22 protein-coding genes are annotated in these 18,603 nt (G+C 63.7%); 14 read left to right on the forward strand and 8 right to left on the reverse strand.

Going from position 1 to position 18,603, the window contains the following annotated elements:
• Positions 1–51: 51 nt before the first annotated feature.
• Positions 52–312 carry an I78 family peptidase inhibitor gene (locus tag AC6I9R_RS00245; protein WP_461428742.1) on the reverse strand — a complete coding sequence of 87 codons (261 nt, stop codon included), beginning with the start codon at positions 310–312 and terminating at the stop codon, positions 52–54.
• A 75-nt stretch (positions 313–387) separates the two neighbouring features.
• Here AC6I9R_RS00245 and AC6I9R_RS00250 point away from each other — a divergent pair, with 75 nt between their 5' ends.
• From AC6I9R_RS00250 to AC6I9R_RS00270, 5 genes are all read left to right on the forward strand, one after another.
• Positions 388–1,500, forward strand: a complete 1,113-nt coding sequence (locus tag AC6I9R_RS00250) for an S-(hydroxymethyl)glutathione dehydrogenase/class III alcohol dehydrogenase (RefSeq protein WP_461428743.1) — start codon at positions 388–390, stop codon at positions 1,498–1,500.
• Between the two features lie 41 nt (positions 1,501–1,541).
• Positions 1,542–1,970: a hypothetical protein gene (locus AC6I9R_RS00255; protein WP_461428744.1), complete on the forward strand. Its 429-nt coding sequence runs from the start codon at positions 1,542–1,544 to the stop codon at positions 1,968–1,970.
• 99 nt (positions 1,971–2,069) lie between these two features.
• Complete coding sequence (locus AC6I9R_RS00260) at positions 2,070–2,531, forward strand: hypothetical protein (RefSeq protein ID WP_461428745.1); 462 nt, start codon at positions 2,070–2,072, stop codon at positions 2,529–2,531.
• On the forward strand, positions 2,521–3,240 hold the full coding sequence (locus tag AC6I9R_RS00265; RefSeq protein ID WP_461428746.1) for an NYN domain-containing protein: 720 nt from the start codon (positions 2,521–2,523) through the stop codon (positions 3,238–3,240). Before AC6I9R_RS00260 ends, AC6I9R_RS00265 begins: the two co-directional genes overlap by 11 nt.
• Before the next feature lie 11 nt (positions 3,241–3,251).
• Entirely contained in the window at positions 3,252–3,695 is a 444-nt protein-coding gene (locus AC6I9R_RS00270; RefSeq protein WP_461428747.1) for a GNAT family N-acetyltransferase, read from the forward strand.
• Here AC6I9R_RS00270 and AC6I9R_RS00275 read toward each other — a convergent pair.
• Positions 3,692–4,324 carry a TetR/AcrR family transcriptional regulator gene (locus AC6I9R_RS00275; RefSeq protein ID WP_461428748.1) on the reverse strand — a complete coding sequence of 211 codons (633 nt, stop codon included), beginning with the start codon at positions 4,322–4,324 and terminating at the stop codon, positions 3,692–3,694. The two genes, AC6I9R_RS00270 and AC6I9R_RS00275, sit on opposite strands and share 4 nt — an antisense overlap.
• 117 nt (positions 4,325–4,441) lie before the next feature.
• Between AC6I9R_RS00275 and AC6I9R_RS00280 the strand changes: the two genes are divergently transcribed.
• The 4 genes from AC6I9R_RS00280 to AC6I9R_RS00295 all read left to right on the forward strand — a co-directional run bounded on the left by AC6I9R_RS00280 (position 4,442) and on the right by AC6I9R_RS00295 (position 7,827).
• Positions 4,442–5,380 (forward strand): AEC family transporter, encoded by a 939-nt coding sequence (locus tag AC6I9R_RS00280; RefSeq protein ID WP_461428749.1) that lies wholly within the window; start codon positions 4,442–4,444, stop codon positions 5,378–5,380.
• 85 nt (positions 5,381–5,465) lie between these two features.
• Entirely contained in the window at positions 5,466–6,299 is an 834-nt protein-coding gene (gene fghA, locus AC6I9R_RS00285) for an S-formylglutathione hydrolase (protein WP_461428750.1), read from the forward strand.
• A complete protein-coding gene (locus AC6I9R_RS00290) occupies positions 6,299–6,922 on the forward strand; it encodes an HAD family hydrolase (protein WP_461428751.1) in 624 nt (207 codons plus the stop codon). The genes fghA and AC6I9R_RS00290 overlap by 1 nt, the downstream gene beginning before the upstream one ends.
• Complete coding sequence (locus AC6I9R_RS00295) at positions 6,919–7,827, forward strand: ornithine cyclodeaminase family protein (RefSeq protein ID WP_461428752.1); 909 nt, start codon at positions 6,919–6,921, stop codon at positions 7,825–7,827. The genes AC6I9R_RS00290 and AC6I9R_RS00295 overlap by 4 nt, the downstream gene beginning before the upstream one ends.
• Positions 7,828–7,917: 90 nt before the next feature.
• Here the strand turns inward: AC6I9R_RS00295 and AC6I9R_RS00300 are convergent, their stop codons facing one another.
• Positions 7,918–9,165 (reverse strand): MFS transporter, encoded by a 1,248-nt coding sequence (locus AC6I9R_RS00300; RefSeq protein WP_461428753.1) that lies wholly within the window; start codon positions 9,163–9,165, stop codon positions 7,918–7,920.
• 145 nt (positions 9,166–9,310) lie between these two features.
• On the opposite strand from AC6I9R_RS00300, the gene zapE reads away from it, so the two are divergent.
• Together zapE and AC6I9R_RS00310 are read left to right on the forward strand one after the other, a co-directional pair.
• Positions 9,311–10,399, forward strand: coding sequence for a cell division protein ZapE (gene zapE / locus AC6I9R_RS00305; protein ID WP_461428754.1), 1,089 nt, complete (start codon positions 9,311–9,313; stop codon positions 10,397–10,399).
• A 101-nt stretch (positions 10,400–10,500) separates the two neighbouring features.
• Entirely contained in the window at positions 10,501–11,022 is a 522-nt protein-coding gene (locus AC6I9R_RS00310; RefSeq protein ID WP_461428755.1) for an ASCH domain-containing protein, read from the forward strand.
• Here the strand turns inward: AC6I9R_RS00310 and AC6I9R_RS00315 are convergent.
• From AC6I9R_RS00315 to AC6I9R_RS00335, 5 genes are all read right to left on the reverse strand, one after another.
• Positions 11,019–11,645: a CatA-like O-acetyltransferase gene (locus AC6I9R_RS00315; RefSeq protein WP_461428756.1), complete on the reverse strand. Its 627-nt coding sequence runs from the start codon at positions 11,643–11,645 to the stop codon at positions 11,019–11,021. The genes AC6I9R_RS00310 and AC6I9R_RS00315 overlap by 4 nt on opposite strands.
• Complete coding sequence (locus AC6I9R_RS00320; protein ID WP_461428757.1) at positions 11,645–12,154, reverse strand: hypothetical protein; 510 nt, start codon at positions 12,152–12,154, stop codon at positions 11,645–11,647. Before AC6I9R_RS00320 ends, AC6I9R_RS00315 begins: the two co-directional genes overlap by 1 nt.
• 108 nt (positions 12,155–12,262) lie before the next feature.
• Entirely contained in the window at positions 12,263–13,528 is a 1,266-nt protein-coding gene (locus AC6I9R_RS00325) for a bifunctional folylpolyglutamate synthase/dihydrofolate synthase (protein WP_461428758.1), read from the reverse strand.
• A gap of 84 nt (positions 13,529–13,612) precedes the next feature.
• Positions 13,613–14,563: an acetyl-CoA carboxylase, carboxyltransferase subunit beta gene (gene accD / locus AC6I9R_RS00330; RefSeq protein ID WP_461428759.1), complete on the reverse strand. Its 951-nt coding sequence runs from the start codon at positions 14,561–14,563 to the stop codon at positions 13,613–13,615.
• 72 nt (positions 14,564–14,635) lie between these two features.
• Positions 14,636–15,520 (reverse strand): CPBP family intramembrane glutamic endopeptidase, encoded by an 885-nt coding sequence (locus tag AC6I9R_RS00335; protein WP_461428760.1) that lies wholly within the window; start codon positions 15,518–15,520, stop codon positions 14,636–14,638.
• Positions 15,521–15,699: 179 nt separating this feature from the next.
• Here AC6I9R_RS00335 and AC6I9R_RS00340 point away from each other — a divergent pair, with 179 nt between their 5' ends.
• The 3 genes from AC6I9R_RS00340 (at position 15,700) to AC6I9R_RS00350 (ending at position 18,576) form a co-directional block, all read left to right on the forward strand.
• On the forward strand, positions 15,700–16,023 hold the full coding sequence (locus AC6I9R_RS00340) for a hypothetical protein (protein WP_461428761.1): 324 nt from the start codon (positions 15,700–15,702) through the stop codon (positions 16,021–16,023).
• A gap of 92 nt (positions 16,024–16,115) precedes the next feature.
• Positions 16,116–17,879 (forward strand): dihydroxy-acid dehydratase, encoded by a 1,764-nt coding sequence (gene ilvD, locus AC6I9R_RS00345; protein ID WP_461428762.1) that lies wholly within the window; start codon positions 16,116–16,118, stop codon positions 17,877–17,879.
• Positions 17,866–18,576, forward strand: coding sequence for a hypothetical protein (locus tag AC6I9R_RS00350; RefSeq protein WP_461428763.1), 711 nt, complete (start codon positions 17,866–17,868; stop codon positions 18,574–18,576). The genes ilvD and AC6I9R_RS00350 overlap by 14 nt, the downstream gene beginning before the upstream one ends.
• Positions 18,577–18,603 lie beyond the last annotated feature (27 nt).

Below are 18,603 nucleotides of genomic sequence, written 5' to 3' on the forward strand. Positions count from 1 at the left end.
CTACCCCAAACCGCCCCCGCCATCACCGCTGGAATCCCGTAACCTCCCAGGCTACCCGCAATAGATGCTTGTGATGACGTTATCGTTGTCCACGTCGAAATTGATCCGCTCCAACCGGTGGTCTCGCGTTACGATCGAGCCGGGGGTGATCACGCGCTTGGGCTGGTCCAGCACCAACATCGCGGCAATCTCGGCGCTTTGGCCCACGAGGCCCTGAAACCCCGCCGCACCGCAGGTGTCTGGATCATCCGATTGCGCCATGGTCATCACCGGCAGCGCGATCAAGGCCGCGATCAAAGGGAAACGGGTCATGGTATCCTCCGTTGCTTTGTATTCGAGATTGTCACAGTCTTGGACAAACACAAGTCTGTGGGAGGACACAACAATATGCGCACACGTGCAGCAGTCGCTTTGGAAGCGGGCAAGCCACTGGAAGTTATGGAAGTAAACCTCGACGGCCCGCGCGCCGGTGAGGTTCTGGTCGAGATCAAGGCCACGGGCATCTGTCATACGGACGAATTCACCCTGTCCGGCGCTGACCCCGAGGGGCTTTTCCCTGCAATTCTTGGCCATGAAGGCGCGGGCGTCGTGCTGGAAGTCGGCCCCGGTGTGACCTCTCTGAAGCCCGGCGATCACGTGATCCCGCTTTACACGGCGGAGTGTCGCGAGTGCGAATATTGCCTCAACCCCAAGACGAACCTGTGCCAGAAGGTCCGGGCGACGCAAGGCCAGGGTCTAATGCCCGACGGGTCTTCGCGATTCTCCATGCTCGATGGTACGCCGATCTTGCACTACATGGGCTGTTCCACCTTCGCGAACCACACCGTGGTGCCCGAGGTGTCCTTGGCGAAGGTCCGCTCCGACGCGCCGTTTGACAAGATCTGCTACATCGGCTGCGGCGTGACGACGGGCATTGGTGCCGTGATCTATACGGCGAAAGTCGAGATCGGCAGCCGCGCGATTGTCTTCGGCCTCGGCGGTATCGGCCTCAACGTGATCCAGGGCCTGCGCCTTGCCGGCGCAGATCAGATCGTGGGCGTGGACCTGAACCCTGGCAAGGTCGAGATGGCGACGCATTTCGGCATGACCGATTTCGTGAACCCCAAGGATGTCACCGGCGATCTCGTTGGTCATCTAGTGGAGCTGACAGGCGGCGGCGCGGATTACACCTTTGACGCCACCGGCAACGTGGACGTCATGCGCACCGCGCTGGAAGCCTGCCACAAGGGGTGGGGCGAAAGCATCATCATCGGCGTGGCTCCTGCAGGCGCCGAGATCAGCACGCGCCCCTTCCAGCTTGTCACCGGGCGCAGCTGGCGTGGCACGGCCTTTGGTGGTGCCCGCGGGCGTACCGACGTGCCGCAGATCGTCGATTGGTACATGGACGGCAAGATCGAGATCGATCCAATGATCACCCACACCCTGACGCTCGACAACATCAACGAAGGTTTCGACCTGATGCACCGCGGAGAATCCATCCGCTCGGTTGTCGTCTACTAGTCCCGAAATTACCCGAAGAAGACTTTGAGAAAGGATCCCTAATGAAACCCACACGTATTCTGACTGTCGCCGCATTGTCGCTGGCCGCCGCCGGGGCCGCTCAGGCCGAAGGCTGGACGGTCACAGATTTCTCGTCCCTGCCAGACCGTGATACCTGCATGAACTACGCCGAGACGACGTTTGACACCTACCGCCAGCGGTTTGGCGGCGACGGGTTCACCGGGCGGTCGAACTGGACCATTGGCGGCTATGACCTGCGCGGCGAAGTGGTAGACGGGCTGTTCATCTGCGCCGACGAAAGTGGCCTCGTGGCGCCCTTCCTGGTGGTCTACAACGTCGACGACGACAGCGACGCGCGCGAGACCATTGCAGATCGCCTGGGCGACATCTGGGATGAAGTGGTCGACGGCAACGGCGTGCCCGGCGGCGCGGCCCCCGCGCCCGTACCTGCACCGGGCGGCACGAAGTAAGCGCCCCGGACTATCACCTTGTGAAAGGGCCACTTCGGTGGCCCTTTTTTGCGGGTCCCCTGACTTCTGGTGAAGCCTTCAAACGTCCGATAGGGTGACATGATGAAGTCTCATCTGCCCGCTCTGGCCCTTGCCTTCGCACTCTTCCCGCCACTTCCCGTGGCGTCTCAGACGGGGAATCCGCTGTCCCTGCTGACCAATCTGCCCGAGCTTCCGATGTTGAGCTACACGACCATCGGCAGGATGAATGCGATCTCCCCCATTGACGTGCGCGAGATTGAAATCGCCTCCTCCGGCGACCAGACGGATGTGTTCATCCGCTTGTTTGACGGCGCGAAACAAGACCTCGCGGACTGGACCACCCTGGCCGAAGGCTTCGCGATGACCGTGTCAATTTGCGGGGCTCGGGCGCTGGAGGTCGAAAACCTCTCGCCAATCACCTCCGGGACGCTGTACATCCCCAATCTGACCTTCGTCCAAGCCGATGCGCTGCGCAGCATCTGGCACGGGCGCGAAACCTGCTCCACCCTATCGCCCGAGGTATTTCCCGTTGGCCAATGATACGCCCCTTCTTGCCGTCCTGATCGATGCCGACAACACATCCCACAAGCACGCCCAGGCGATCTTTGAAGAGATCGCGCGGTTTGGCGAAGCCTCTGTGCGGCGCATCTATGGCGATTTCAGCTCGACCCACATGAAGGGCTGGTCCGGGGTGCAGGCGGAATATGGCATCGTGCCGTTTCACCAGCCCGCCAACACCGTGGGCAAGAATGCGTCAGACATCGCGCTGGTGATCGACGCGATGGATGTGCTGCACTCGGGCCGGTTTGACGGATTTGTTTTGGTGTCCTCCGACAGTGATTTCACCCGGCTCGCCAGCCGCATCCGCGAACAGGGCCTCGACGTTTACGGTATCGGCCAGCAGAAAACGCCCGAGGCGTTCCGCAAGGCCTGCAAGCGGTTCATTTTCATCGAGAACATCCTGCCCGATCAGCCCAAAGGCACCCCTGCCGCCAAGTCCGAACCCAAGCCCCAGGCCGCCCCGATTAACGAGGCGCGTGACCTGATCTTTCGCGCGATGGAGGCGATTGAACAGGACGACGATTGGTATTCGCTGGGGCAGCTTGGCCAATACATGACCGCCGCCAACCCCGATTTCGACACCCGCACCTATGGCAAGCGCAAGCTGAGTGATCTGGTGGAAAGCCTCAAGATGCTGGAAGTTAAGCGCGGCCAGGGCAACCAGCTTCTGGTGCGCCGCCTGGATTGACCTAAGTGCGGTTGTGGCTGGCATCCGAGGCGGAGAAGGCGGACGTTAGCGAGGCCTATGCCGCCTATATGGCCGAGCTGGTCCCGCAGGAAACGCGGCAAACGCCGGACCCCTACTTTGACCTCTACTGGCAAGCGCCCAGGGATCGCTTTCCCTATCTGTTCGGGGACGCGGGGCCCCTGGGCTTTGCCTTTGTGCGCGGCCTGGACGAGCCGGACCTTGACTTTGAAATCGCCGAGTTCTGCGTCTACCCGGTGGCACGGCGGCGTGGCGTGGGGACAAGGATTTTGCCTGCGCTCCTCTCCGCCCATCCGGGTCGGTGGGAGGTATCGGTCTTGATGACCAACGCCGCGGGTCTCGCGTTTTGGCCAAGCGCCTTGCGCGGCGCAGGCGTTCAGAATCTGCGCATCTGCGAAGATGAAATCTCTCGTGATTTCCGGTTTACGGTCGCTTAGCCCATCGCCTTGGGCACCCGGCGGTAGCGAGCCAGGAAGGTGCGCACGGCCTCATCCACAATGCGGTCCAATTCCTCTTCCGAGGGGTCCTTCTCGATCCCGAACATCACCTTCAACATCAGGTCAGTCCGGCACAGCTGCGCCAGTTGGTCAGCCGCCAGCAGCGGGTCTTCGATGTCCAGGCAGGCGCGGGACTTGTCACTGCACAGGAACCCCGCGATCTTCTCCCCCCAATGCTTGGGGCCGCTGGCGTAGAAGGTCTCTCCCAACTCAGGGAAGCGCTTGGCCTCGGCGACGCAGACGCGGAACATGTCCTGCCCGAAATCGCTGACGAAGAACGTGATCAGCTTCTTGCAGATCACGGCCAGCTTTTCCTCGACACTCAGGCCGACCTGCTCGAACAGCACTTCAACCTCAGACTGGGCGGTGCATTCGGTCTTCAGCACCTCAAGAAACAGATGCTGCTTGTCGGGGAAATAGCTGTAAAGCGTCGCTTTCGAGACGCCCGCATCCCGCGCGATTTCATCGACGGACGCCCCTTCAAAACCTTCGCGCATGAACACAGCACGCGCCCCGGCGACGACCTGGTCGTACTTACGACCTTTCTTGATCTGTAACTCAGCGTTCATAAGGTGGCGTCTCTCTCCTGACACCTATTGTAAACTACTTAGTTCAGTTCCGGCAAGCTGGACGTTTGGGCAAGTCGCTTGCTGGACAGTGGCGGGCGCTTGGCATAGCGCTGGGATATGCTCGAGATCTTCTTGAAGACGCTGCCCTTCTTCGCCCTGATCGCGCTGGGTTTCCAAGCCTGCCGCACCGGGTTCTTCACGTCCGAGGCAGCGGCCTACCTTACGAAGTTCGTCTTCTACTTCGCTCTCTCGGCGATGTTGTTCCGGTTTGCGGCCAATCTGTCGCTGTCTGACATCATCGATTGGCAGTTCGTGGGCGCCTACCTTTCGGCCTGCATCGTCGTCTACCTGATCGCCACGGCGGTCGCGATGGCCCGCAAGCGCCCCGTCGCCGAAGCCGCGTTCGAGGCGCAATGTGCCATCATCGGTAACGTCGGTTTTCTGGGCATCCCGATGCTCGTCGTGTTGCTGGGGGAAGCGGCGGCAGGCCCGGTGATCCTGGTTCTGTCGGTGGATCTGATCGTATTCTCCAGCCTGATCGTGATCATCGTCACCGGATCGCGCGACGGGCGGATGTCTTTGGGTGTCCTGCGCACCGTGGGCCTTGGATTGTTGAAGAACCCGATGATCGTCTCGATCACCCTGGGCCTCGCGTGGTCCACGACGGGCCTTGCCGTGCCTGGCCCGGTCAATGAGTTCCTGGCGATCCTGGGGGCGGCGGCGACCCCCGGCGCGCTTTTCGCCATCGGTGCGTCGCTGGCGGACAAATCCGCGGAACGGATGTCCGTCGCGGGTTGGCTTACCTTCTGCAAACTGGTCCTGCATCCGCTGGCTGTCGCCGTCGCCGCACTGTGGATCTTTGACGTGCCCGATTACGACGCGGCGGTGATGATTGCCGCCGCCTCTCTGCCCGTGGCGGGCAATGTCTACATCCTGGCGCAGCACTACGGGGTGGCGCCGCAAAGGGTCTCGGCGACGATCCTGATCTCTACCGCTCTGTCGATTTTGACGGTTTCTGCGGTGATTGCCTGGTTGGCGCCGCTTTCGGGCACGTAAACGGGGCCCTTGGGCACGTAAACATTGCGCTTTCCGGGTCGCCCGCGCTACTCCATGACAAAATAGGTTGGGGAGCATCGAGCCAATGGAAACCATTTCCGAAAACAAGGCCTTCGGCGGCACGCAAGGCGTCTACACGCACCGGTCCGATGCGACGGGCTGTGACATGACCTTCGGCCTTTTCATGCCGGGCGAAGCGGCGCACGGGCCGGTGCCCGTCCTGTGGTATCTGTCGGGCCTGACCTGCACCCATGAGAACGCCATGAGCAAAGCGGGCGCCCAGGGATGGGCCGCCGAGCAGGGCATCGCGCTGGTTTTCCCCGACACCTCGCCGCGCGGCGAGGACGTGGCCGATGATCCGGCCTATGATTTGGGCCAAGGCGCGGGTTTCTACGTGAACGCCACGCAATCGCCGTGGGCGCCACATTTCAACATGTGGGACTACATCGTGGACGATCTGCCCGGGCTGCTGTTCAAGTCCTTCGCGCTCGATCAGGAACGCCAGGCCATCACCGGGCATTCCATGGGCGGCCACGGCGCGTTGACCATCGCCATGCGGCACCCGGATCGCTTCACCTCCGTCTCGGCCTTCGCACCGATCTGCAACCCCACCGACAGCGAGTGGGGCCGCAAGCAATTGACCGCGTATCTGGGCGAGGATGAAGAGGCATGGGCCCCCCATGATGCCACGCTGCTGATGCATGCGGCGGGCTTTGACGGGCCGATGCTGATCGACACCGGCACCAACGACCAGTTTGGCGACCTTTTGAAGACCGAAGCCCTGGCCCATGCCGCAGCACTTCGCCGCCAGGATCTGCAATTGCGATTGCAGGAGGGCTATGATCATTCCTACTTCTTCGTGTCGAGCTTCATGGAAGACCACGTGAATTTTCACGCCGAAGCGCTCTACGCCGTCTGATGGCCGTTGAAGCCGTCATTTTCGACATCGGTAACGTTCTGATCGAATGGCAACCCGAGCGGCATTATGACCGGGTGATTGGCGAGACGCGGCGGCGCGAAGTGTTCGCCGCAGTCGATCTGCACGGGATGAACGACCGGGTGGATCGCGGCGAGAACTTCCGCGAGATGGTGGTGGAAACGGCCGCCGCCTACCCCGATTTCCACGATGAGATCATGCTGTGGCATGACGACTGGCTGCACATGGCCTCGCCGGTCATTCCCCATTCGGTCACGCTCCTCCGCCATTTGCGCCAAGGCGGCGTGCCCGTCTTTGCCCTGTCGAATTTCGGGATCGAGACCTTTGACATCGCAAAGCCCGAATATCCGTTCCTGAGCGAATTCGACCACTCCTACATCTCGGGGCATATGGGCGTGATAAAGCCGGACGCCGAGATCTTTCGGCGGGTTGAGGCGGATTGCGGCCTACCGCCCGAGAGCCTGCTGTTCACCGACGACCGCGCCGATAATATCGCCGCAGCCGCGGCCCGGGGGTGGCAGACCCATGTGTTCGAGGGTCCGCGAGGATGGGCGGAAAGGCTCGTCCAAGAGGGACTGTTGAGCGAGAAGGAGGCGGGGTTATGACGGTGATCATCGGACCCGAGGCAGAGGAAAAGCTGGACTGGATCGCGCTGAGCGATGCCATCGAGGCAGGCCACCGCCTGCCCCGCGCCGAGATCGGTGATACCTTCCTTTATCGCGGCGATGATACTCTGCTGAGCCGCGCGGCGTGGATCGATGGGCTGGGGCAATTGGCCAAGACGGCGACGATTTTTCCCGGCAACAAGGCTTTGGGCAAACCCGCGATCAACGGTGGCGTGTGCCTGTTCTCGGACCGGGATGGATCGCTTGAAGCGATCATCGATTTCCATCTTCTGACCAAGTGGAAGACGGCAGGCGACAGCCTGTTGGCGGCCCGCAAACTGGCGCGCCCGGACGCGCAGCGGATCCTTCTGGTGGGGGCCGGTAACGTGGCGCAATCGCTCTACGAGGCCTATTCCGCCGCCTTCCCGGGGGCCGCTTTCACCATCTGGAACCGGAGCCTCGCCAAGGCTGCCGCCTTTGCGACCCGCTACCCCGGCATGACAGTCGCGCGCGATCTGGAAGAGGCGGTAGGCGAGGCCGACATCATCGGCACCGGCACCATGACGACCGAACCGATCCTGGCGGGCAAATGGCTGCAGCCGGGCACGCACCTCGACCTGATCGGCGCGTATCGGCCCGATATGCGCGAGGTCGATGATGACGCGTTGCGTCGGAGCCGCGTGTTTGTGGACAGTCGCGCGACGACGTTCGGGCACATCGGCGAGCTGAAGATCCCGCTGGAGGCAGGGGTGTTCTTCGAGTCCGATGTGGTGGGGGATTTCTATGACATGGACATGGTGACACGGACGTCGGAGGCCGAGATCACCCTGTGCAAGAATGGCGGCGGGGCGCATCTGGATCTGATGGTGGCGCGCTACATTCTGGATGCGGTGCGGGTTGGCTAACCGGTGTTTCGCTCGCTTTGCGAGCGACCAATGCGAGGGGCTCTGCCCCTCGCGCTCCCCGGAGTTGTAGGGGCAAGATGAAGGAGCGCGTCAGGCGGCGTGTGGGAGGCGCTTGGTGAGGGGGATTTCCTTGATTGGCAGGTGGATGATCGCCGAGAGCGCGCCGACGCCGACGCCAACCCACCAAACGGCGGTGTAATCTCCGGTGGCGTCAAAGAGCGCGCCGCCGAGCCAGACCCCCATGAAGCCGCCCAATTGGTGGCTGAAAAACACGATGCCGTAGAGTGTTCCCATGTAGCGCAGCCCGTAGATGTAGCCCACGAGGCCGCTGGTGAGCGGCACGGTGGCGAGCCAAAGCGAGCCCATGACGGCGGAGAAGACGATCACGGAGGTGGGCGTGATCGGCATCAGGATGAACGCCGCGGCGGCAATCGTGCGGGCGGTGTAGATACCCGCCAGAAGGTTCTTCTTGGAGTAGGTCTTGCCCAGATAGGCCGCCAGCAGCGTGCCGCCGATATTGGCCAGGCCAATGACCGAGATCGCCAATGCGCCAAGGGCCGAGGTCGTTGTGACGCCCATGGAATGCAAGACGCCACCCGGTGGGATCGGGCCACAGAACTCGGTGATGAATGCGGGGAAATGGGCGGTGATGAAGCCCAATTGGTAGCCGCAGGAGAAGAAGCCCACGAAGATCAGGGTGAATGACGGATCGCGCAGCGCCTTGCCGACGATCTGGGCCATCGTCTCTTCCAATTGCGGCGTGGCCGCGCGTTCAGGCGCGCGCAGGAGCGGCAGGAAGAGGAGCGACGCAAAGACCATCGCGGCAAAGATCAGGAACACGGATTGCCACGGGAACGCGCTCAAGAGCGCTTCGGCAAGGGGCGGACCCACGATCTGCCCGCCAGATCCCGCGGCGGTGACAATGCCCAGGGTGAGCGAGCGGTTTTCGTCCGATGCGGCGCGGGCGACCATGGCGAGGATCACCCCAAACCCAGTGCCCGCAATGCCAAACCCTACAAGAATTTCAAGAAGATGGTGCTGGCCCGGCGTGATCGCATAGGCCGACACCGCAAGCCCGATCACATAGAGCGCGACCCCCAGCATGATCGCTTTGCGATCACCGAACTTCTCGGCCAGGGCGCCGAAAATCGGCTGGCCGACGCCCCAGGCCAGGTTCTGGATCGCGATGGCGAGGCTGAATTCGGCGCGCAGCCAGCCGAATTCCTCGGCGATGGGGATCTGGAACAGGCCAAAGCTGGCGCGCACCGAGAAGCTGATCAGGATGATGAAGCAGCCGCCGATCAGAACCGGGGTGAGGAGGGTGTCTTTGCGATCCACGGGGCTTCCTTGACGCGGTGATCGCATGACTGTGCCGCCTCGGCGCAGGAGGGTCAAATCAGACCTTGTGACATGCGCGGTGAATTTCTGTGAACATGCTGATTTCCATGGGCAAACGGGCGGTTTATCCGGTAGAACGCCAGTCATGCCGCAACACCTGACCTCGCTTTATGATACCCGCGTCTCGGAGGGGCTTTTACGTCCTGACCCGGCGCAGCGGGCCGTGATGGAACGGCTGGAGTCCGTGCGCGAGGCCCTGGAGGCGCCGCAACCCAAGCGTTTTCTGGCACGGTTTCGCAAGGCGGAACCCTTGGGAAAACAGGGGCTTTACCTCTGGGGCGGCGTCGGGCGCGGCAAGTCCATGCTGATGGACATGTTCTTCCAGCACGCGGGCATTGCGGCCAAGCGGCGGGTCCATTTCCACGCCTTCATGCAGGAGGTCCAAGCCGCCCTGCATGAGGTGCGCAAGACCGGGGTGGACGACGCGATCAAGCCGGTCGCCGATGACATCGCCCGCGACCTGCGCCTTTTGTGCTTTGACGAAATGCAGATCACCGACATTGCCGATGCAATGATCGTAGGTCGCCTGTTCGAGCGCTTGTTCGAGGCGGGCGTTGTCGTCGTCACAACCTCCAACAGGCCCCCCAAGGACCTATATAAGGACGGGCTTAACCGCGCGATTTTCCTGCCTTTTATCGCTCTTCTGGAAGAGCGGATGGAGGTGGATGAGCTGGATGCCATGACGGATTATCGGCAGGATCGTCTGGCCGGCGAACAGGTCTGGTTCACCCCCGCCAATGCCGAGGCCACGCGCGCCATTGACCTGATTTGGCGCGATTTGACCGGGGGCCGGGACGAGCCGATGACGCTTGAGGTCAAGGGCCGCAGCGTGGTCATTCCGCGGTTCTGGGCGGGCCAGGCGCGCGCAACTTTCGCACAGCTGTGCGGCACCGCGCTGGGGCCTGCGGACTACCTCGCGTTGGTGGGGGCGGCGAACGTTCTGGTCCTGGAAGACATCCCGCAGATGGGGCCTGCCAACGCCAATGAGGCCAAGCGTTTTGTGACCTTGATCGACACGCTTTACGAGGGCCACGTCCGCCTGATCGCCAGCGCCGAGGCCGAGCCAGAGGCGCTTTATGTGGAAGGCACCGGGGCATTCGAGTTTGAGCGGACCGCCAGCCGTCTGCGCGAAATGCAGGGCGCGGAATGGGGCGCGGCCGGACAGGTCAGTTAAGAGAAACTGATCTGAGGCCCCTGTGACATCCGTACACCGGGTGTACACAACCTGTACACCGCTGCGCCACAAACCTGCCGGACAAGCACGGGAGTGCCACCATGACAGAGCCTTTGCCCGCGCTGGCCCTTTCCGTCCGGCAACCCTCGGCCTGGGCGATCATTCATGGCGGCAAGGAGGTGGAGAACCGCTCGCTCGGGTCGATCCGGGCGGGGCGGATGGGACCCGGGCGGATCGCGATCCATGCATCGATCGGGATGAAACGGGAGGAGTACGATTACCTCGTGTGGCGCTGGCAGCGCGATGGCGTGCACACCCCGCGCCCCGATGCCCTGCCCCGCCGTGCGATCATCGGGACGGTCGAGGTGGTCGATGTCATTACCGAGAGTGACAGCCTCTGGTTTGGCGGCGAGGCGGGACTGCTGCTCCGCAACCCGGAACCCTGCGTGCCCGTGCCCGCGAGTGGCGCGTTGGGGTATTTTCGGTGGGAGGCATCCGGTGCGCTGGCGGACCCCCTGCCCTGGATGCGGGACTGGGGCGCCAGTGATGGAGGCTTGTTCGAGGATCTTCCCGTGGCGCACAAAGAGGATCCGACAAAACCCTTCGGACGGAAAAAGATCTAGAGCCCGTCCAACGCCTGTTGCACGGCGGCGAAATAGGCACCGACATGGGCGCCATCGGCCAGGGCGTGGTGAACCTCCAACGTCATGGGCATCGAGAAACGGCCTGCGTCTTCCACGATCTTGCCCCACCCCACGCGGGGGATGCAGTCCTCCGGGCCGGGCATTGCGTTGGTCAGCGACGTGTAGTCCAGCCAGGGCATGCAGGAGAGGTAGGCGAGGTCATCGCGCTCACCCGCGTTCGCCGCCAGATCGCCCCCAGCTGCCACGGCGTCGATCAGGGATTTGGCGGTTGCATCGAAGCTCGCGAAATCGGGCATGAAAGGCACATAGGCGTAAGAGAAGCTGCCCGCCTTGGTGGGCACCGTCATCGACAGCTCCACCGCGTCATGGCGCACAACGGCGTTGTCCCGGAAGCGCATCAACAACTCGGGCACCGCATGGATGCCCGCGCCGATGGCATAGAGGCTGGCACGATACGGCGAGGTGCCTGCCGGTTTGTGGCGCGTCATCAGATCGGTCACATCGATGCGCGAGGTGACGGCAAAATGAGGCCGCGCGTAGGTGCGGAAGAACTGGAACTGCGCCGCACGGGGCCAGGAGGCAAGGTCGACGGAATGTGCCATCAGCTGACGGGAACCGTGGTTTCACAGCTCAACAGCACATCCATCGGTTGCGCGAACAGCGGCGTGTCGGGGTCGATGGAGCTATCCTCGATCCAGACGTTGTTGATGCAGACATCCTGCGCGTAGTTGCCACCGTTCCAGCCGAAGCCGTCGACCGCGCCGCAATTGTTGACCTGCCCGTTGGCGTTCCACTCCTGATAGGAGTTCTGGGACCGAATGCCGCCGGTGGGAAAGCTGAGCGTGTCAGTATCGAACCGCAGCAGCCAGGACGTCTCGGGCGTGGCATCGGCCATGTTCCAGGAGCCGATGGCGACGCCATCGACCAGGCCGATGATCTGGAAACTGGTCACGTCGGTCTCGGTGATCAGGCCGGTGCCGAGGTAGGCGTCGGGGAAGCCGATCTGGCCTTCCATCGTGTAGCCATTGGCGCCCACCCAGCAGAACTGGAACTGGGCGGCAGACGCGGGCGTTGCGGCAAGGATGAGGGCGATAAGCGCGGTGTACTTCATACCCGGGAAGGTGGGGCTTGTTTGGGCCGGGGTCAACTGGATGAAAGCCTGCCTTGGCGCGTCGGGGTGGGCGGGTGGGCGGCGCGACAAGGCAGGCGACGGTGCCCCTTAGCCGTTCGTCTTGAGGATCTCGCCCGCCAGGTAGAGGGATCCGCAGATGAGAATGCGGGCCGTGGGGTCCTTCTCGGTGATGGCGGAAAGCGCCGCTTCCACGCTCGGGGCGATCTGGGTCTTCATGCCCGCGGTTGAGGCCGCCGCGGCGGTATCTTCCGCGCTGAGCGTTGCGGTTTGGCCCGGGATGGACACGGCGGTGAGGCTTTGCGCCCAAGGCACCAGCGGCGCCATGTAGCCGGTGACGTCCTTGGTGTTGAGCATGCCGCAGATCAGATAGGTGGGCCGTTTGGGCAGGGTCGCCAGCGTCGCCGCAATGGCGCGCGCGGCATGGGGGTTATGGCCGCCGTCGAGCCACAGTTCGGCCTCGGGCGCTGCTTCCGTCAGAGGGCCCTCACGCAGTTTCTGCATCCGGGCGGGCCAGGTGACGTTGGTCATGGCGGCATCCGCATCGCCTTGGCCGAGTGTGCGCAGGGCGGCGATGGCGGCGCCTGCGTTCTGGATCTGGTGCGGTCCCGCCAGGGCTGGCAGGGGCAAGTCCAGCAGGCCCGTCTCATCCTGGAAGATCAGCCGCTCCCGCTCCGTGGTGACGTGCCAGTGCTGGCCGTAGGCGACGACAGGGGCGCCGAGGCGGGCGGCGCGCGCCTCGATCACTTCAAGCGCCTCGTCCTGTTGGGGGCCGACAATGACCGGGACGCCGCGTTTGATGATGCCCGCTTTTTCGCCCGCGATGGCGGCGAGCGTGTCACCCAGGAATTGCTGGTGGTCCATATCGATGGGCGTGATCACCGTCAGGGCGGGCTTGTCGATGACATTGGTGGCATCCAGCCGCCCGCCGAGCCCGACCTCCAACAAGGTGTAATCGGCGGGGGTCTGGGCGAAGGCCTGCAGGGCGGCGGCCGTTGTGATCTCGAAGTAGGTGATCGGGTCGGGGCCATTGGCCACAAGGCAGGCGTCGAGGATATCGCTGAGCAGCCCCTCCTCGATAAGATCTCCTCGCAGCCTGATGCGTTCGTGGAAACGGGCGAGATGCGGCGAGGTATAGGCGTGGGTGGCCAGGCCCGCGCCTTCGAGGCCCGCGCGGATCATTGCCTGGGTGGAGCCTTTGCCGTTGGTGCCGGCGATGTGGATGACCGGCGGGATCCTCTTTTCTGGGTGATCCAGCGCCGCGAGGATGCGCCACATCCGGTCCAGGGTCAGGTCAATGATCTTGGGATGCAGCGCCATCATCCGATCGAGCAATTGGTCTGATTGCAGCGTCATGGCTCTTCCTGAGAGTGCGGCGCCTGGGGCTGGTGTGGGAGCCTCCGGCGGGAGTTTTTCTGGCAAGATGAAAGGGGAGCGGCGCTAGTCCGTTTTGGCCGGCGCGCTGTCGGGGTCGGGCGCTGGGGCGGTTTCGACCGCAGGCTCGGCCGGTTCCGGGGCGGGAAGGTCGCCTTTGACGGCGGGGGTTTGGCCCATCAGCATCCGGGTGATGGTGATCAGCTCATCGCGCATCTGGGCGCGGTGGGTGACGCGGTCGAGCATGCCGTGGTCCAGCAGGTATTCGGCGCGCTGGAAGCCTTCGGGCAGTTTTTCGCGAATGGTCTGCTCGATCACGCGGGGGCCGGCGAAGCAGATCAGCGCGTTGGGCTCGGCGATATGGACATCGCCCAGCATGGCGTAGGACGCCGTGACACCGCCCGTTGTGGGGTGGGTGAGCACGACAATGTAGGGCAGGTTTGCCTCTTTCAGCATCTGGATCGCAACGGTCGTGCGCGGCATTTGCATCAGGCTCAGGATGCCTTCCTGCATCCGGGCGCCGCCTGCGGCGGAGAACAGGATCAGCGGGCGGCCTGTGGCCACCGCACGTTCGGCGGCGGCGATGATCGCGTTGCCCACATACATGCCCATCGAGCCGCCCATGAAGGAAAAGTCTTGGGCTGCGGCCACGATCGGGGTGCGGCCAATGTCGCCTTCGGCGACCAGCATCGCCTCGGTCTCGGAGGTGGCGGCGCGGGCGGCTTTCATCCGGTCGGGGTACTTCTTCTGATCGCGGAATTTGAGCGGGTCAGCCAGCGGCTCGGGCACTTCGACCTGGGCAAAGACGCCGTTGTCGAACAGTGCCGTGAAGCGGTCGCGCGGGGTCAGCGCCATGTGGTGGTCGCAGTTGGTGCAGACGTTGAGGTTGTCGGTCAGTTCCCGGTGGAACAGCATGGTGCCGCATTCGGAGCACTTGGACCACAGGTTCTCGGGCGTCTCGCGGCGCGAGAAGATGGAGTTGATCCGCGGGCGGACGTAGTTGGAGATCCAGTTCATGGGCACGCTATCCGGTCTGTTGGCCTTTGGCTCAGATATTGTGCGCGGCGTGGAATTGCAAACGCCGAAAGCCTATGAGGCGCGGGTGACCGCCAGGCGGATCAACACCCAGGTGACCACCGTCGTGCCCATATCCAGCAGGATCAGCGGCCGGATTTCTGCGGAGGCGGCTGAAAGCGGGGCCGTGTAGAGCGCCAGGCCCGACAGCGGGCCGTCGAGCGCCACGATCAGGATCGCCACCACGTTGTTGGCGAAGTGAAAGCCCCAGGCCGCCCCGATGGAGCCTGTCTTGGCTGTCAGATCCGCTGCCAGAAGGCCGAAAAGCCCGGTCGCCGCGACGACAAGCATGGCGTTGTCGCCCATCACGGAGGGCTGGTAATGGAGCGCCGCGAACAGGAGCGAGGGCAGCACCATCCAGATCAACGGAGAGGCAAAGCGCGCCGCCAGTTGTTGCTGGACGTAGCCGCGAAACAGGATCTCTTCCGCGCCGGTTTGCAGAAGGATGCCCACCAGGGCCAGGGGCAGGAACGACAGCCACAACGCCCGCTCCATCGCCGGTTCGATGCGAAGATCACTGGGCAGGAAAAACGTGATGCCATAGGCCACGACGCAGACGGCCATGGCCACCAGGAAATGACGCAGGGTGCGCGGCAGCGGACCGAAGAGGCTGCTGATACTGCGGCCATGCAGCAAGACCACGGCCAGCATCGGCCCAAGGGCCATGCCAATGAAAGTCGCCAGGATCAGTAGCGTGCCGGTGGGGCCCGTGGCCTCGACCATCTCTGCGGCCCAGGCCTGCATGCCATCGAGGCCAGAGACGAGGAATATGCCGCCAAAGACCATGGCAATGCCGACCCCATAGATCAGCATCGCCACGATCAGCCCCAGGAGCAGACGCCAGAGCTGCGGGCGCGTGCGGGCGGGGGCCACGAATTCGATGTGGGCGGGGTACTGCATCGGGGGGCCTTGTTGTCTCGGCGGTTTGGGGAAGTCTACCGTGGTATACTGACGCCTTCAATCGCGGTTCTGCACCTCTGTGGCGGTGTTTCCTGCCCCTGTTAATCCGCACATAGACGCGCGGGCGGGGGTCTCGCACACTTTGGCGTAACGCGCGGCGTCGGACGAAAGGGTTGGGCATGAAGATCATGGGCAGGGTTGGTGCGGGTGCGCTGTTGGGGGCACTTACGGGATGTGTGAGCGTCGGCGGGCCATCCGCGGTCCCGCCGTACGGGGCGCCTGCCGCGACGGCCGCCCTGGCCGAGGCCTGCATCCAGGAATTGCGGGCTGTGACGAATAACCCGGTCGATGACATCAACGTCCTGGGCTCGGACGCGCGGGACGCCTTGCGCGACTACACGTTGGAGATCGGTGGCACCGGGATCTGGAGTTGCCAGATCGATGGCACTGGCAGGCCTGTGTCGGTGGATCTGCTCAGCTCGGACGGCTCTGCGCTGGCGTAGAAGCGGCGGGGGGCGGGCGCGCCGTCTCTCTCTTGCCCCTCGCGCGCCTGCGCACTATCCCGAACGCAACACGTGTTTCAGGGAGATCCGCCATGTCCGCCAACCGTCCAGACAAATCCAAACTGCCAAGCCGCCACGTGACGGAAGGCCCCGAACGCGCGCCGCATCGCTCGTATTTCTATGCGATGGATCTGACCCAGGAGCAGATTGACCAGCCGTTTGTGGGCGTAGCCACCTGCTGGAACGAGGCCGCGCCGTGTAACATCGCGCTGAACTGGCAGGCGCAGTCGGTCAAACGCGGCGTCGCGGATGCCAGTGGCACGCCGCGCGAGTTTACGACGATCACTGTCACCGATGGCATTGCGATGGGGCATGAGGGGATGCGGTCTTCGCTGGCGTCGCGCGATGCGATCACCGACACGGTGGAGCTGACGATGCGGGGGCACTGCTATGACGCCATCGTGGGGCTGGCGGGCTGCGACAAATCCCTGCCCGGGATGATGATGGCGATGGTGCGCCTGAACGTGCCCTCGGTCTTCATCTATGGCGGCACGATCCTGCCCGGCAAGGCGCCTGCGGGCGCGGATATCCCGGCGGAATTCGCCAACCGTGATCTGACCGTGCAGGACATGTTCGAGGCCGTGGGCAAGTATCAGTCCGGCCAGTTGAGCGAAGAGGCGCTGGCGGTTCTGGAACGCGTGGCCTGCCCCAGCGCCGGGGCCTGTGGCGGTCAGTTCACTGCCAATACGATGGCCTGCGTAAGTGAGGCGATTGGCCTGGCGATGTTGAACTCGTCGGGCATGCCCGCGCCCTATGAGGGGCGGAAGGAATTCGGCGAGGCCTCGGGCCGGGCGGTCATGAACCTGCTCAACAACAACATCCGCGCCCGTGACGTCGTCACTCGCAAGGCGCTGGAGAATGCGGCGCGCGTTGTGGCCTGCACCGGTGGCTCGACCAACGCAGGTCTGCACCTGCCCGCGATTGCCCATGAGGCCGGGATCGATTTCGACCTGTTCGATGTCTGCGATATCTTCAAGGACACGCCTTACTTCGTCGATATGAAGCCGGGCGGGCAATATGTGGCCAAGGACCTTTATGAGGTGGGCGGCGTGCCGGTCGTCATGAAAGAGCTTCTGAAAGAGGGGCTGTTGCATGGCGATTGCCTGACCGCCACCGGCGAGACGATGGAAGAGGCGTTGGACAAGATCCAGGGCGAGCCCGATGGCCGCGTGGTCCATACGGTTCAGAACCCGATCACCAAGACCGGGGGCGTCGTGGGCTTGCAGGGCAACCTGGCTGTGGAAGGCGCGATCGTGAAGGTCGCGGGCATGGACGAGGAACAGCAGGTGTTCACTGGCCCGGCCCGTGTGTTTGAGTGTGAGGAAGACGCCTTTGCCGCCGTGAAGGCGCGGGGCTACGAGGAAGGCGAAGTGATCGTTATCCGCAATGAGGGGCCCAAGGGCGGCCCCGGTATGCGTGAGATGTTGGCAACGACCGCGGCGCTGTCGGGCCAGGGCATGGGCAAGAAGGTGGCGCTGATCACCGATGGCCGGTTCTCGGGCGCGACGCGGGGGTTCTGCGTGGGACACGTGGGGCCGGAGGCCGCCGTGGGCGGGCCGATTGGCCTGCTGGAGAATGGCGATATGATCACCATCAATGCGATCACCGGGGAGCTTTCGGTGGCGCTGACCGATGCTGAGTTGGAGGCGCGGCGCGCGAATTGGAAGGGCCCGCGCGAGACGATCTATGCCTCGGGCGCGCTGTGGAAATACGCGCAACTGGTGGGCGAGGCGCGCTATGGCGCCGTGACCCATCCGGGCGCCGCGCAGGAAAAGCACGTTTATGCAGACCTCTAGGCTTCGGCTTGGGGTCGCGCTCCTCCTCGGCCAAGGCCTCCTCGCAGCTTGTGTGAGCCTGGGGGGAGGGGCTGACGCGCCGCGTCAGGTGCAGGTGACGTCGGATCAAGTGACGATCACCGGGCCGCGGGGCTTCTGCGTCGACCCCACGGCGACGCGGAACGCGGGCGACACGGGGTTCGTGCTTCTGGGCAATTGCGCCGCGATCTCGGGCTCGGCCCGGGCGGGGCAGCCGGAGGTGCAGGCGGTGTTGACCGCGGCCGTCTCTGCGCCCTCGGGCGGGGCTGGATTGACGGAGAACCTTGGCGCGCTGGAAGCCTTTTTCCGGTCCGAGGACGGGCGCGCGCTTTTGAGCCGTTCGGGTGATGCAAGCTCTGTCGAGATCCTGGATACCCGCGTGCAGGCGGGCATGTTCCTGCTGCACGCCCGCGATACCAGCGCCGGAGACGTCGTCGGCGTCGCCAGTGATTACTGGCGTGTCTACATGGATATCGGGCCGCGCCTGGCGACCCTGTCGGTTCTGGCCCTGGAGGATGCCGCCGTCAGCGACGCCGCCGCCCTCGCCACCCTGACCCAATTTGCCGCCGCCGTGCAGGGCGCAAACCCCGCCATAGGCGCGGCAGACCTGCCACAGGGGGTTAACGAAGAGTTAACACCCCCCTTCCGCCAAGGCTTGTTTCGGCGGATATTCCAGTAACCGTTTGCCAAGAGACATCTGTTATAA

Source organism: Gymnodinialimonas sp. (assembly GCF_059726805.1).